This is a genomic window from Streptomyces sp. NPDC018029, assembly GCF_044327655.1.
Taxonomy (GTDB): Bacteria; Actinomycetota; Actinomycetes; order Streptomycetales; family Streptomycetaceae; genus Streptomyces.
The window spans coordinates 268,016-281,229 of the sequence record NZ_JBIRFV010000001.1; the positions used below are offsets into that span (position 1 = coordinate 268,016).

Here is a 13,214-nt window from a genome sequence, read left to right on the forward strand (position 1 = left end):
TCGGGGCCGCCGACGGCATGATGATGCCGGACCGATGCGGACCGCCTGGTTCCAGCGTTCCGGCGCTCGGCCTTCCTGCGTTCCAGCGTTCTCTATATGCCCCGGGAGTCACGCTTTTGTCTGCACCTGTACCCGCGCCGCTCCCACCCGCGTCATCCCGGCCCGGCCCGCACGAGTCCGCCCTCGCCCTGGTCGGCGCGGGCCCCCGCGGCACCAGCGTGCTCGAACGGCTCTGCGCGTCGGCGGCCGAACTCCTCACGCCGGGGACACGTCTGACGGTGCACGTCGTCGATCCCTCCCCGCCGGGCGCGGGCCGCGTCTGGCGCACGGCACAGCCCGCCGAGCTCCTGATGAACACCGTCGCGTCCCAGGTGACCCTCTTCACGGACGAGAGCGTCGACTGCTCGGGGCCGATACGGCAGGGCCCGAGCCTGTACGAATGGGCGGCCGCAGGGCACGCGCCGGGGCTCGGGCCCGACGACTATCCGACCCGCGCCTGCTACGGCCGCTATCTGGAGTGGGTCTTCGCCGAAACCGTGCGCGGCGCACCCGGCTCGATCCGCGTCCGGGTGCACGCGGCGCGCGCGGTACGCCTGACCGGGACGGCCGACGGGGCGCAGACCCTCGTACTGGACGACGGCCTGGAACTCACCGGCCTCGCGGCGGTCGTGCTCGCGCAGGGCCACCTGCCGACGGCGGCCACCCCGGAGCAGCGGCGCCTGACCGACCACGCGGCGCGGCACGGCCTGCGCCACTTCCCGCCCGCCAACCCCGCCGACCTGGACCTGTCCGCCGTCGCCCCCGGCGAGCGGGTGCTGCTGCGCGGGCTCGGTCTCAACTTCTTCGACCACATGGCGCTGCTCACCGAGGGCCGCGGCGGCCGGTACGTGCGAACGCCCGGCGGCGCGCTGCGGTACCGGCCGTCGGGCCGTGAGCCGCGGCTGTACGCGGGCTCGCGGCGCGGCGTCCCGTACCAGGCGCGCGGCGACAACGCGAAGGGCCCGTACGGGCGGCACGAGCCCGCCGTCCTGACCGGTGACGTCGTGGCCCGCTTCCGCAAGCGCGCGGAGAGCGGGGAGGCCCCCGACTTCCTCGACGAGATATGGCCGTTGATCGCGAAGGAGGTGGAGACGGTCTATTACGCGGCGCTGCTGGCGGGCTGGGGCGGTGGCCCGGCAGGGGTGAGCGACTTCCGGGGACGGTTTCTCGCCACCGGCCACGGGAGCCCTCAAGAGGCGCGCGTGCTGGGCGAGTTCGGCATCGCTGACGCCGACCGCTGGTCCTGGGACCGGCTCTCCCGGCCGCACCCGCCGCGCCCCTTCACCTCCGCGCGCGCCCACCGCGCGTGGCTCCTGGAGCGGCTGCGCGAGGACGCCGCGCAGGCCGCGCTCGGCAATGTCGCAGGTCCGCTGAAGGCCGCGCTCGACGTGCTCCGCGACCTGCGCAACGAACTCCGCGGCATCGTCGACCACGGCGGCCTCTCCGGCACCTCGCGCCGCGACCACCTCGACCGCTGGTACACGCCGCTCAACGCCTTCCTGTCCATCGGTCCGCCGCGCCGCCGCATCGAGGAGATGGCGGCACTGATCGAGGCGGGGGTCCTGGAGGTGCTCGGTCCGCGCCTGACCGTGCGGCCCGAGAGCGGGGCCTTTCTCGCCCACTCCCCCGACGTGCCGGACTCCGCCGTCCGTGTCACCACGCTGATCGAGGCCCGGCTGCCCGAACCGGACCTGCGCCGCACCGGTGACGCGCTGCTCGGTGAGCTCCTGGCGAGCGGCGGATGCCGGCCCCATGTGGTCGACGGCTACGAAACCGGAGGCCTGGACGTGACGCCGCGGCCCTACCGCCTGATCGACCGTCAAGGCCGTGTCCAGCCGCGGAGGTTCGCGTTCGGTGTGCCCACCGAAGGGGTCCACTGGGTGACTGCGGCCGGTGCCAGGCCCGGCGTCGACTCGGTCACCCTGTCGGACGCGGACGCGGTGGCGCGGGCCGCGCTCCGCATGGCCGCCGGGGGCGGTGAGCCGCTTCCCGGACCCCGGACGGAGCCGAAGCGGAATCTCCGACTGACCGAATGTTGAACTTGCAAGCACTAATTAGGTGCGCCTAATCTTGGGCCTCCGCTCGGTTACCGTCCCCCGACCGAAGGAGTCCCCCACCATGACTGGACGTCTCAACAGCGCCCAGCCCTACGCCCTCGGCCTGTTCCGCATAGTGATCGGCCTGCTCTTCGCCTGCCACGGCGCCGCCTCCCTCTTCGGCGTCCTCGGCGGCGCGGCGGGCGGCGGCACGATCGACGCCGGCACCTGGCCCGGCTGGTACGCGGCCGTCATCCAGCTCGTCGGCGGCGGCCTGGTCCTGCTCGGCCTCGGCACCCGCGCCGCCGCCTTCGTCTCGTCCGGTTCGATGGCCTACGCCTACTTCAAGGTCCACCAGCCGGAGGCGCTGTGGCCCATGGAGAACGGCGGCGAGGCCGCGGCGATCTTCTGCTGGGCCATGCTGCTGCTCGTCTTCACCGGCTCCGGCGCGTTCGGCCTCGACCGGTTCTTCGCCTCGCGGGTCGAGAGCGGGGCCGGCGGGGAGGACGCGGACTCGAAGCGGGCGCCGGTCGCGGCGTGACCTGAGCCGGCGTACGAAGCGGCGCCCCCCCTTCCTCAAGCATCCCGGTGTTCCGGTACGAGGAAGGGGGCGCCGTTTCCCGTCTACGCCCGGTCGGCCTTCGCGTGCGCCCGGGGCTCGAACGGCACCGTGAAGCACGCGGCCCGGTCACCGGCGCCGCCGGGCTCGTGGTGCAGGACCACGGAGGAGGCCTCGCCGGGCCGGAATCCCCAGCCGTGGACCGCGCCCGCCGATCCGGAGCCGTCCGCTCCGGCGGTGAAGTCGAGCCACACCTCGTTCTCCGGGTTGAGGTAGGCCGGGTTCTTCGACGGCTGCACCGGGTCGACGCGGTGCTGGTAGTGGCCGCCCGCGGCCTCCGGGTCCGCGCCGCACGGCTTCCGGTGCACGTGCACGCCGTACGCGTGCCCCGGCTTCATGCCCCTGACCCGCAGGGTGACGGCCGTGCCGCCTTCGACGCCGCGCTGCACGACCTCGATCCACGACGCCGCGGGGACGAGTCTCTGGTCGTACGTCACCGCGGGCGAGGGGATGAAGGCCGTGGGCGGCGCGAACCGCGCCTCGACCCGCACGGAGGGGGTCCCCGCAACCGCACCACTCGCACCCAGCACACCCATCACACTCACCACACCCACCGCAGCCATGCCCCCGACACCGACCCTGACCAGCACCCCTGGCACCACCATCGCCCCGCTCCATGTCCCTGATGTCGCCCGCGTCCCGCTCGGGCGCTGACTCGTTCGTACGGGACTTCGGTGCCGTACGCCGCATCGGGGGAGGCAGCCGGGTGAACGTGATGTAGGGAACATCTAAACCCCCAGTGGATCTCTCGCCCTTCGCGCGGCGTACGCTGTACAGCTGTCACCAGGCCGCCCCTGCCGTTCCCCGAGACACAGCGGCAACGCGCTGCCAACCGGGGAGTAACGGGGAGTTACGGTGCTTGAGAGTGTGGGGGCCTTGACCGGCAGTCCGTGGATCTACGCGGTCGTCGCCCTGTCCGTCCTGTTCGACGTGTTCGTTCCTGTGCTGCCGAGCGGCGTCCTCGTCATCATGTCGGCCACGGCGGCCGCGGCGGCGGGGACCGGTGCGGGGCAAGTGCCGCACGGCGTCCCCGACATCCTGATGCTCACCCTCTGCGCGGCGACGGCCTCCGTGCTCGGCGACATGGTCGCCTTCCGCCTGGCCTGGCGCGGCGGCGAACGCCTCGACCGCGCCATCGCCCGCTCCCGGCGCCTGACCACCGCGCAGGAACGACTCGGCACCGCGCTCGCGCGGGGCGGCGGCATCCTCGTCGTCATCGCACGCTTCGCACCGGCGGGCCGCTCGATCGTCTCCCTCGGCGCGGGCGCGGCCCACCGCAGGCTGCGCGAGTTCCTGCCCTGGTCCGCCCTGGCCGGCCTGGCCTGGGCCGGCTACAGCGTCGCCCTCGGCTACTTCGGCGGCCAATGGCTCGGCGCGACGTGGCTCGCCACAGGCGTCTCACTCCTCGCCCTGTTCGCAGCAGGCGCAGGAGCAGCATTCCTGGTCCGCCGCCCCACCCCGACCCCAACAAAGGCCTAACCAACCACCCGACCCGGCACGGTCCGCCCGGGGGTCCCGGGGCCGCCCCTGCGCCCACCCCGGGCCCCGACCGGCGGCATCCCTGGCACGCCCCCCGGGACGGGCCGCAGCGAACACACAGAGCACCACGCGGGCCGGCACGGACCCCGGAGGGCCACCTGCACTCCCGCCCCGCCTGGCCGACGGCGCACGCCGCCGGGAACCGAACCGGCAAAGGCGTAGGCAACCGCCCGGCCCCGGCATGGCCCCTGGCCGCCGGAACGGCCGCGCTCTACCCCTGCACCCACCCCGACCTACCGCCGGCGCCGTTTTCGGGTACGCCGCCGGGGCCTACCGGACACAGCGAGGGCGCGGTACGCCGCCGGGGACCGGACGCCCGTAGGCCCGAGACACGCGGCCCCGCCCACACTCCCACCCCCCTTGGTGCACCCCGAAGACCGGCCACGTTCCCAGGAAGCCGCCCAGGGCCGGAGGCCGAAGGCGCCGTATGGGACCACGCTCCCGCACCTGCCCCCCGACCGACTGGCGGCGTCCCGGTACGCCACCCAGGACCGGACGCCACGAAGGCGCAGGGAAACCGAGCGGCCACGGCCCCACACGGACCCCAGCCCTAACCCCCCTCGCCCCGGCCGGCCGAGCGCACGCCCCGCCCAGCCGTGGCAGCACCGGACCGAAAGGTCCGCCGAGTGCAGGCCCACCGGCAGACCGGCTGCGCTCCGGGGGGGGGCGGCTCCGGCGGTCCTAGCCGTCTTGCGCGCTCCTCGCGCATGCGCGCGTCGCCGCGAAGCGGGCGCCACCCGGGTCGGCGGCCGCATCCGGGCACCCCAGCGGCAACGACGACCCTCTGCCTTGTCCGCTCTGCGGGAGGGGGAAGCCTGCCGCAGGGCAGGTCACCGCTGGGGCTAGGACGCGCGTGCCCCGCGCACTTCCAGGTCCGCCAGCAGTTCCGCCGTCGCCTCCGCCACCGCGTTCACCGCGCGGTCGAACACCTCGCGGTTGTGGGCGGCCGGGGCGCGGAAGCCGGAGACCTTGCGTACGTACTGAAGCGCGGCGGCCCGGATCTCCTCCTCGGTGGCGTCCTCGGGGATGGCGGGCGGGCGGAGCGTCTTGATGCTTCGGCACATGCCTCCAGCTTGCCACCGCCGGGCCGCCGCCGGGCCGCCGCCGGGCCATCGCCGGGCCAACGTCGGGCCGTCGCCGAGCCGCACCTAGCCATCACCGATGCCGCGTCGAATCGGATCGGAGCGCACGGATCACTCGCACACGGAATTCGAACAGGAGTACCATTACGGCGTGCCTGTCACCCCACCCCATGACTTCCCGAGCGACCTCCTCGCCGGCCAGGAGGAACTGCACCAGGTCCGCTCCACGCTCCTGGCGCTGCTCAAACGCCTGCCCTGGTCCGTCGAGCCCCTCGACGGCTTCAGCGACACGGGCGGCTGGCGGAAAGTGGAGCGCCCCGCTTCGCCCGGCTGGACCCCCGACGAACAGGCCGAGGTCGAGAAACTCCGCACGCGGGAAAGGGAGTTGGCGGTCTTCGTGACCTGCCACCGGTACTGGGAACAGGTCACGGGACCGGACGTCGTCGCCGCGCGGGCCCGCCTCAAGCACGCCCACGAGACGCCGGACGAGTCCGCGCCGTAAAGCCATTGACACGCGCTGAGAGCGGGCGTTGACTCCCTACCAGCCGCGCACAAGAGCCCCCTTCGAGCCACGGAGGTGCAGCCATGAACGTCTTGATAGTCGTCGCGATCCTGGCCCTCTTCGGCCTGGGCTTCGACCAACCTCTGCTGTGGCTGGCCGCAGCGGCACTCGCCTTCTACCTGGTGCGCTTCTACGAGGGCGGTTCGGCCGGCAAGAAGAGCGGTTCCGGGAGCGGCGGTAGCGGCATGGGCGCCGGAGGGGGAGGCGGCGCAGGTGGCGGCGGCTACCCCAAGACGTACCGCGACTACCGCATCCGCAAGGAACGCCAGGAGCGCTGGGACCGCCGATACCGCAGGACGCACCCCGGATCCGGCCGCTGAAATCCCCGCCGGGACGGCCGAAGAGCAGCGCCACGCGCAGGCCCCCCGCCGACATCGGCGGGGGGCCTGCGCGCAACCGGAGCGGGAGCGTCAGTGACGCGGACCCTGCTTCCGGTCCCGCCAGTCCTGACCCTTCGCGTCGCCGCGCTCACCCTTGGCGCGCTCGAACTCGATCTGCTCCTTGCGCACGGAGTCGGAGACCTCCTGCGTCTCCGTGACCTTCTCGGTCTCCAGACGCACGCGCTCGACCGGCACCGACTCCTTGCGGACGACGGGCTTCTCGGCGTGCAGGGTCACCTCGGTCTCGGCCTCACCGATGTTGGAGCGGGTCTCCTCGCCCTCGCGGATGGGCTCGCGGACCACGCGTACCTCCTCGTGGGAGATGGGCACGGACGTCTTCACGTCCTCGGTGACGACCACCTTGCGCAGGCGGGCCCGCCCGACCACTTCCTCTTCCTTCCCCACCCGCAGCCGCTCCTCGGAGCGCACCATGTCCTCGGCCTTGCCGGTGTCGGCCGCACCGGCCCGCGTCGCGAACTCACGCGAGCCACCCGCGCCCGCGCCGGCCATACCGGCACCCGCTCCGGCACCCGCCATGCCCGTCCCGGAGGTGGTGCGCGTCTGGTTGCCGCCCGCCATGCCACGCGCGGTCGCGTCGGGCCTGGCGAGCCCGTAGTGGGCGTAGAGCTCGTGCTCCTCACCCGGCTCTATGTGCTGGTCGGCGTCGATGCGGGGAGCGTCCTTGACGGCCTCCTTCGTCGTCGCCACGTGCAGCTTGTCCTCCTGACGGCGGGCGCCGGCCAGCGGGACGAAGCTCTGCTTCATACCGAACAGGCCGGTCTTGACGGTGATCCACTCGGGGCGGCCGCTGCGGTCGTCGAGGTAGACCTGCTCGACACTGCCGATCTTCTCGCCGGTCCGGTCGTAGGCCGTCAGGCCCGCAAGCCCGTCGGGGTTGGTGAAGGCCTCGCCCTGCGTCATGGGTGATCACTCCCTTGCAGCGCGCGACAGGCGAAAATCGACTTTCGCCTCGGAGGACGCACGCCTCCCCTCCATCGCGCTCTGCGCGGCGCCGCGCCGCAACCAGGAAAGTCACGCACCGTACCCGGACTGCCCGCAAAAGGCCGTGCAGAGGCACGCCTGCGGCCATCGGACGGATCTGGTCGGCCCCTCGCCGGTTAGCCCATTCGGGTTACCCCTCGTCCCGCGGACCCGGCGCACGAAGAAGCCCCCCGGCCGATCACGGCCGGGGGGCCACGAGCAGGACGACACCTGCTTCTTCACCCGGTGGGCGCGGACGGTTTCGAACCGCCGACATCCTCCTTGTAAGGGAGGCGCTCTACCCCTGAGCTACGCGCCCGGGACGAGTGGACAGCCTACCTTGCCGCAGGCAGTGCCCCGCAAACCCCTTCTTGTCACCGGGCGGCCGGGGGTTAACCCCACCCTGATCCGGTGGCCGGCGGGATCCTCCCGGCCCGGGCGGCTCCGTAGAGTCTGACCCGACAGCACAAGATCACTTCAGCCGCGCAAGAGCGCTTCAGCAGCACGAGAGCACTTCAGGGGGAGCCCGTCATGACCGTCCGCACCCGTCGTCGTCCGCGCACGGCCCGCGCACTCGCCGCCGTCGGCGGGACCGCGGCCGTCGTCCTGCTCGTCGGCGCGTGCGGGGCCGACGCCGACGACGACACCGAACCGGAGCACCGGACGTTCGCCCTGCCGGGCAAGACGCTGACCGTCGAGTCCAGCGACTCCACCCTCGAACTGGTTCCCGCCGCCGGCGACGCCAAGGGCGTGCAGGTGACCCGGTGGTTCGACGGAGAGACCGTGCTCGGCGGCGACCCCAAGGTGACGTGGAAGATGGAGGGCAACCGGCTCACGCTCGACATGGAGTGCTCCGGAGTCATCGCCAACTGCTCGGCCAGGCACCGGGTCGAGGTGCCCCGCGGGGTCGCGGTGACCGTCGAGAACAAGGACGGCACGGTCACGGCGAGCGGGTTCAAGGACGCGCTGAAGGTGCGTACGAAGGACGGATCGGTCACCGTCAAGAACACCCACGCCGCGCTCGACCTGCGCAGCTCCGACGGCTCCATCACCGTCGACGGCGCGCAGGGGCCGCTCGATCTGCACAGCTCCGACGGCTCCGTCACCGCGCGCCGCATCACGTCGCGGCAGGTGGCCGTCGACTCCAAGGACGGTTCCGTACGGCTGGAACTGGCCGCCGTGCCCGACCGCGTGGAGGCCCGGAGCAAGGACGGCTCCGTCGACATAGCGGTGCCGGACAGGGAGAGCGGGAAGAAGGTCGCGTACGACGTGCGGACCGATGTCTCCGACGGCTCCGTCGACGTGGCGGTGCCGCGCGACGACAACAGCCCCCACCGGCTGTCCGTCCGCAGCGCCGACGGCAAAGTCACCGTGCGCAGCGCGAACTAACCGGCCCGTGTATTCGTCCTTAACCGGTGGGAGAATGTGACACCGGGGCAGGGCGGATGACAGCACGGGAGAGGGATAGTGACGGCGACACCTTCGCAGCCGTACACACCGGACAGAACCGAGGCCGAGAGCACCACAGCAGCGACAGCAACAGCCACAGCCACAGCCACAGGAGACGCGGCGGGCACAGTGCGCGCTCAGTGCGGGAGCGCGCGTCGCGGCGGTCCCCTCCGTGACGCCCTCCACGCCCTCGCCCTCGTCACCGCCGTCACCCTCTCCCTGCCGCTGCTCGCCGCCGCCGCACCGGCCGCGTTCGCGGGCGGCGGCACCCGCCGTTGGTTCGGCGGCCGCGGCGAGAGCCTGCGCGCCGAGGCGCAGGCCGCGAAGGACGCCGCTGCCGCCGCCTTCTACGAACTGGACACCGCCCAGCGCGATCTGCGCATCTCGATAGAGACGATCGTGGCCGTGGACTCCTCGCCCGCGGCCCAGCGCGCCGTCTCGGACTTCGAGGCGATCGGGCGGCGCATCGACGAGGTGAGCCACCAGTACATCAGCGCGGTGGACGCTCACGACCTCGACCGGGACGACCTGGAGTCCTCGGTCGCGGCCCGCGCCAGGACCGAACTCGCCGCGGCCAAGACCGAGCTGGACAAGGCCAAGCAGGACCTCGACCGCTTCCAGCAGGGCCTCGGACCGCTGCTCGACAAGGCGGAGACCCAGCTGGCGCGGCTCGCCCCCGCGGTGGAGCGGGCCCGCCAGACGCTGCTCGCCGCGAGCAACGCCCTCGACACCGTGCGGGCCGCGGGCCTCAAGGCCGACGACCTCGCCGCCCGGCTCGCCGCACTCGGCCCCGAGCTGACCAAGCTCAACCAGGGCGCGGGCCGGCACGGCGTGCCGGAGACGCTGCAGCGTGCCGACCGCGTCCTGCGCGACGCCGAGGCCGTGCGCGCCGAGGCCGAGCGGCTGCCCGAGCGCGCCGCCGAGATCGACCGGCGGCTCGTGTCGCTGCGCACCCGCGCGCAGGCGCTGACCACGCGCAGCGGCCAGGTCGACCCCGTCCTCAGCGAGCTGCGGCGCAGGTTCTCCGCCGCCTGCTGGCAGGACTTGCAGCACGTCCCCGACCAGGCCGCGGAGCACGTGCGCCAGGCCGAGGCCAAGCTGGCGGAGGCGCGCCAGGCCCGTGAGGAGCAGCGCTGGCCGGACGCCACCGCGCGGCTCTCCACGGTCCGCGCGCTGCTGAACTCCACGGACGAGGCGGTCTCGGCGGCCGGTGACCGCCTCCAGCGGCTGAACGCGGTGTCGAAGGACCCGCAGCAGGAGATCGACCGCACCCGCTTCGCGATCCGGGACGCGCAGCGCCTGGCGATGGCGGGCCGCCAGACCCCCGAGCCGCGCCACGCCCGCCCGCTGGACGACTCCGTGGCCCGCCTGGACCGCGCGGTGGCCTCCCTGGAGGGCCGCCACCCCGACTACTGGCACTTCCTGACCGAGACCGAGGCGGTCCGCACCACCGTGGCGCGCGTGGTCGCGCAGATCCGGGAGGAGCGGGGGCAGGGGGCCTGAGAGCCTGTCTCATCACCCCGGCCGGGGTACGGCTTGAACCCCTGTGCGAACGTGGGGAGATGCGTGACTTCCCCACGGGTGACTTCCCCACGGATCTCCGGGCGCGGCGCCTCGTCGCCATCGTGCGCGGCACCGATCCCGACGCCTCCTTCCGTACGGTCATGACGCTCGTGGAGTCCGGCGTTCCGCTGGTCGAGGTCTCCCTCAGCGGCGCCGACGCCCTGGGCGTGCTGCGCCGGGCGCGGGCCGAGCTCGGCGCGGACGCCTGGCTCGGCGCGGGCACGGTCCGCACGGCCGACGACGCGCGCCGGGCCGCCGAGGCGGGTGCCAACCTCATCGTCACGCCCGGGCTCGGCGCGGGCGTCGACGAGGCGGTGCGCCTCGGGCTTCCGGTGCTCGGTGGTGTCCTCACGCCCACCGAGGTCATCGCGGCCGAAGCGGCGGGCGTGACGGCGCTGAAGGTCTTCCCGGCGTCGGCGATGGGCGGCCCCACGTATCTCAAGGCGCTGCGGGCCCCCTTCCCCGACGCGGCCTTCGTGCCGGTCGGCGGGGTGGACGCGGTGGCCGCCGAGGCGTATCTGGCGTTCGGCGCGGTGGCGGTGGGCGTCGGCTCACCGCTGATCGGCGACGCGGCGGACGGCGGCGACCTGGGCGCGCTGCGCGCCCGGGCGGCGGAGTTCGTGGAGGCGACGGGGGCGGTGCCCCGATGAGCACACCACCGCTCCCGCCCCCGACCCCGGGCCCGATTCCACCCTCGCCCCCGACTTCGCCCCCGGCCTCGACCTCGACCCCGGCTCCGCCCTCGCCCTTGCCCTCACCCCAGACTTCGCCCTTGACGTCGCCCCCGGCCCCCTGCGACGTCCTCACCCTCGGCGAGACCATGGTTGCCCTGCGCGGGAGCGGGCCCCTCAAGCTGGGGGGCTCGATGGATGTGTCGGTCGCGGGTGCCGAGAGCAATGTCGCCATCGGGCTGTCCCGGCTCGGTCACACCGTCCGCTGGGCGGGCGCGGTCGGCGACGACGAGGCCGGTGAGCTGGTCCTGCGCACGCTGCGCGCGGAGGGCGTCGACGTCACCGCCGCCACGCGCGACCCGCGGGCCCCGACGGGCCTGGTCCTGTTCGAGCCGCGGCTGCCGGACGTGACCCGCGTGCACTACTACCGGGCGGGGTCGGCGGGTTCACGGCTCGCCCCGGACGCGGTCGAGGCGGCCTTCGCCACCGCCCGGCCGCCGCGCGTCCTGCACCTGACGGGCATCACGCCGGCGCTCGGCCCGTCGGCGGCCGAGGCGTGCCGGCGCGCCCTGCGCCTCGCCCGCGAGCACGGCACACAGGTCTGCCTGGACGTGAACTTCCGCTCCCGCCTGTGGAGTCCGGAGCAGGCGGCGACGGAGCTGCGCGAGTGGCTCCCGTACGTCGACGTCCTCATCGCCTCCGACGACGAACTGCCGCTGTGCCTGCCGTCGGGCACCACGGAGAATGGCCTCATCGAGCGGGGCGTGCGCGAGGTCGTGGTCAAACTCGGCGCCGACGGCGCCACGGTGCACACCGCCGAGGGCGAACTCCACTCCCCCGCCCGCGAGGTGCGGGCCGTGGACGCGGTGGGCGCGGGCGACGCGTTCGTCGCCGGCTACCTGTCGGCCCTGCTCGACGGCGCGGACGTGCAGGACCGCCTGGCCCGCGCGGTCACGACGGGCGCGTTCGCGGTGGCGACCCCCGGCGACTGGGAGGGCGCACCGACACGGGCGGAGCTGGGCCTGCTGGGGGCAGGCGGCGGGACGGTGGTCCGCTAGCCCCCGGCGGGGGCCCCGGGGAAAGCGCCCGCCAGGGCAGCTTCCAGGGGCGCGGGGAACTGCGCGCCCAGCCCCCACCGGCCCGCAGACAAACCCGCACCCCCGCCGCCCCAGGGGCGCGGGGAACTGCGCGCCCAGCCACACCCGACCCGCAGCCGAACAACCCACCCCGCCCCCAACGGCGCCCTCAGCCGCAGCAACCCCCACCACAGCAACCACCGCCACCGCCCGCGCCCCCGCCCCCGCGAGCCGCGGGCGCAGACGCGGCAGCCGACCCACCGACGGCCACAGTAGAAAGCAACTTCACCGTGTCCTCGTGCCCGCCGGGGCACACCGCCGGGTCGCCCGACTCGGCCATGGGACGGCTCAGCTCGAAGGTCTCACCACAGGACCGGCACCGGTATTCGTATCGAGGCATGACCCCAGGCTAGCGGGACCCCACCGCCCCCAGGAACGCCCTGGCGATCTCCTCCCCCGCCGCGACCCCGCGCTCGGCGAGCACCGTGAGGCCCGGCGCGACGAACCCCGTGTCGGCGAGCTCCCCGTGGCCGGGCCGCCAGGAGCGGTCCGCCGCGAGCAGCAGGTCGGCGTCGAGCAGCGAGTCCCCCGCCGCGAGGACCTCCGTCGCGCCGGCCCGCCGCGCGACCTCCCGTACCGCCGCGCTCTTGGTGAGCGGCTTCGGCACGGCGTAGAGCTTGCGGCCCTGCAGCGAGACGGTCCACCCGCGCTCCTCGGCCCAGACGGCGAGCTCCTTCACCCACTCCCCCGGCAGCAGCGCGCGCTCGACGACGAGGTACGCGAAGAGGTCCTCGGCGACGCGCTCCTTGAGCAGCCACGCCGGATCGGCGGTCCGCACCAGGTGGGCGCGGACCTCGTCGAGCGTGGCGCACTCGGCGGCGAGGCGGCGGGCGACCACCGCCTGCCAGTCGGGGTCGGAGACGCCGTCGACGAGCAGGTGCCCGCCGTTGGCGCAGATCGCGAACTTCGGTGCGGGACCCGGCAAATGGATGCGCCCGTACTGTGCGCGGGTCCGGGTCGTGGTCGGCACGAAGACGGCGGTGCGGCCCAGCTCGTCGAGGAGTCCGGCGGCGGTCTCGGTGACGTACGACAGGGGCTTGCCCTCGTACACCTCGACGCAGAGCAGGCGCGGCGCCTCGGCGTCGGGCATGGCAAGGCCGAGGGCGGCGGTGGAGTAGATGAGGGTGCGGTCGAGGTCGCTGGCGATCACCATGGTG

14 protein-coding genes and 1 tRNA gene are annotated in these 13,214 nt (G+C 73.8%); 9 read left to right on the forward strand and 6 right to left on the reverse strand.

The window, feature by feature from the left end; translation table 11 throughout:
• The first annotated feature begins 188 nt into the window (after positions 1 to 188).
• Both ACH4D5_RS01160 and ACH4D5_RS01165 read left to right on the forward strand, forming a co-directional pair.
• Positions 189 to 2,078, forward strand: a complete 1,890-nt coding sequence (locus tag ACH4D5_RS01160) for an FAD/NAD(P)-binding protein (RefSeq protein WP_398298470.1) — start codon at positions 189 to 191, stop codon at positions 2,076 to 2,078.
• A 79-nt stretch (positions 2,079 to 2,157) separates the two neighbouring features.
• Positions 2,158 to 2,616 carry a DoxX family protein gene (locus ACH4D5_RS01165; protein WP_398297288.1) on the forward strand — a complete coding sequence of 153 codons (459 nt, stop codon included), beginning with the start codon at positions 2,158 to 2,160 and terminating at the stop codon, positions 2,614 to 2,616.
• A gap of 83 nt (positions 2,617 to 2,699) precedes the next feature.
• On the opposite strand, the gene ACH4D5_RS01170 is transcribed toward ACH4D5_RS01165, so the two are convergent.
• Positions 2,700 to 3,299 (reverse strand): superoxide dismutase family protein, encoded by a 600-nt coding sequence (locus tag ACH4D5_RS01170; RefSeq protein WP_398297290.1) that lies wholly within the window; start codon positions 3,297 to 3,299, stop codon positions 2,700 to 2,702.
• Positions 3,300 to 3,549: 250 nt separating this feature from the next.
• Between ACH4D5_RS01170 and ACH4D5_RS01175 the strand changes: the two genes are divergently transcribed.
• Positions 3,550 to 4,173: a DedA family protein gene (locus tag ACH4D5_RS01175; protein ID WP_398297291.1), complete on the forward strand. Its 624-nt coding sequence runs from the start codon at positions 3,550 to 3,552 to the stop codon at positions 4,171 to 4,173.
• Between the two features lie 902 nt (positions 4,174 to 5,075).
• On the opposite strand, the gene ACH4D5_RS01180 is transcribed toward ACH4D5_RS01175, so the two are convergent.
• Positions 5,076 to 5,297 carry a DUF2277 domain-containing protein gene (locus tag ACH4D5_RS01180; protein WP_398297293.1) on the reverse strand — a complete coding sequence of 74 codons (222 nt, stop codon included), beginning with the start codon at positions 5,295 to 5,297 and terminating at the stop codon, positions 5,076 to 5,078.
• A 169-nt stretch (positions 5,298 to 5,466) separates the two neighbouring features.
• Here ACH4D5_RS01180 and ACH4D5_RS01185 point away from each other — a divergent pair, with 169 nt between their 5' ends.
• Both ACH4D5_RS01185 and ACH4D5_RS01190 read left to right on the forward strand, forming a co-directional pair.
• Positions 5,467 to 5,817, forward strand: a complete 351-nt coding sequence (locus tag ACH4D5_RS01185; RefSeq protein WP_398297295.1) for a hypothetical protein — start codon at positions 5,467 to 5,469, stop codon at positions 5,815 to 5,817.
• A gap of 83 nt (positions 5,818 to 5,900) precedes the next feature.
• A complete protein-coding gene (locus ACH4D5_RS01190; protein ID WP_398297298.1) occupies positions 5,901 to 6,197 on the forward strand; it encodes a hypothetical protein in 297 nt (98 codons plus the stop codon).
• 90 nt (positions 6,198 to 6,287) lie between these two features.
• Here the strand turns inward: ACH4D5_RS01190 and ACH4D5_RS01195 are convergent, their stop codons facing one another.
• Both ACH4D5_RS01195 and ACH4D5_RS01200 read right to left on the reverse strand, forming a co-directional pair.
• On the reverse strand, positions 6,288 to 7,178 hold the full coding sequence (locus ACH4D5_RS01195) for a DUF2382 domain-containing protein (RefSeq protein ID WP_398297300.1): 891 nt from the start codon (positions 7,176 to 7,178) through the stop codon (positions 6,288 to 6,290).
• A gap of 307 nt (positions 7,179 to 7,485) precedes the next feature.
• A tRNA-Val gene (locus ACH4D5_RS01200) sits at positions 7,486 to 7,557 on the reverse strand.
• 212 nt (positions 7,558 to 7,769) lie between these two features.
• Here ACH4D5_RS01200 and ACH4D5_RS01205 point away from each other — a divergent pair.
• The 4 genes from ACH4D5_RS01205 to ACH4D5_RS01220 all read left to right on the forward strand — a co-directional run bounded on the left by ACH4D5_RS01205 (position 7,770) and on the right by ACH4D5_RS01220 (position 11,979).
• Complete coding sequence (locus ACH4D5_RS01205) at positions 7,770 to 8,627, forward strand: DUF4097 family beta strand repeat-containing protein (RefSeq protein ID WP_398297302.1); 858 nt, start codon at positions 7,770 to 7,772, stop codon at positions 8,625 to 8,627.
• Positions 8,628 to 8,705: 78 nt separating this feature from the next.
• Entirely contained in the window at positions 8,706 to 10,190 is a 1,485-nt protein-coding gene (locus ACH4D5_RS01210) for a hypothetical protein (RefSeq protein WP_398297304.1), read from the forward strand.
• 59 nt (positions 10,191 to 10,249) lie between these two features.
• Complete coding sequence (locus tag ACH4D5_RS01215) at positions 10,250 to 10,900, forward strand: bifunctional 4-hydroxy-2-oxoglutarate aldolase/2-dehydro-3-deoxy-phosphogluconate aldolase (RefSeq protein WP_398297306.1); 651 nt, start codon at positions 10,250 to 10,252, stop codon at positions 10,898 to 10,900.
• 122 nt (positions 10,901 to 11,022) lie between these two features.
• Positions 11,023 to 11,979 (forward strand): sugar kinase, encoded by a 957-nt coding sequence (locus tag ACH4D5_RS01220; RefSeq protein ID WP_398297308.1) that lies wholly within the window; start codon positions 11,023 to 11,025, stop codon positions 11,977 to 11,979.
• A 187-nt stretch (positions 11,980 to 12,166) separates the two neighbouring features.
• Here the strand turns inward: ACH4D5_RS01220 and ACH4D5_RS01225 are convergent, their stop codons facing one another.
• Positions 12,167 to 12,397, reverse strand: a complete 231-nt coding sequence (locus tag ACH4D5_RS01225) for a zinc ribbon domain-containing protein (RefSeq protein WP_398297310.1) — start codon at positions 12,395 to 12,397, stop codon at positions 12,167 to 12,169.
• A 9-nt stretch (positions 12,398 to 12,406) separates the two neighbouring features.
• Positions 12,407 to 13,210 (reverse strand): HAD family hydrolase, encoded by an 804-nt coding sequence (locus tag ACH4D5_RS01230; protein WP_398298472.1) that lies wholly within the window; start codon positions 13,208 to 13,210, stop codon positions 12,407 to 12,409.
• Between the last annotated feature and the right edge of the window lie 4 nt (positions 13,211 to 13,214).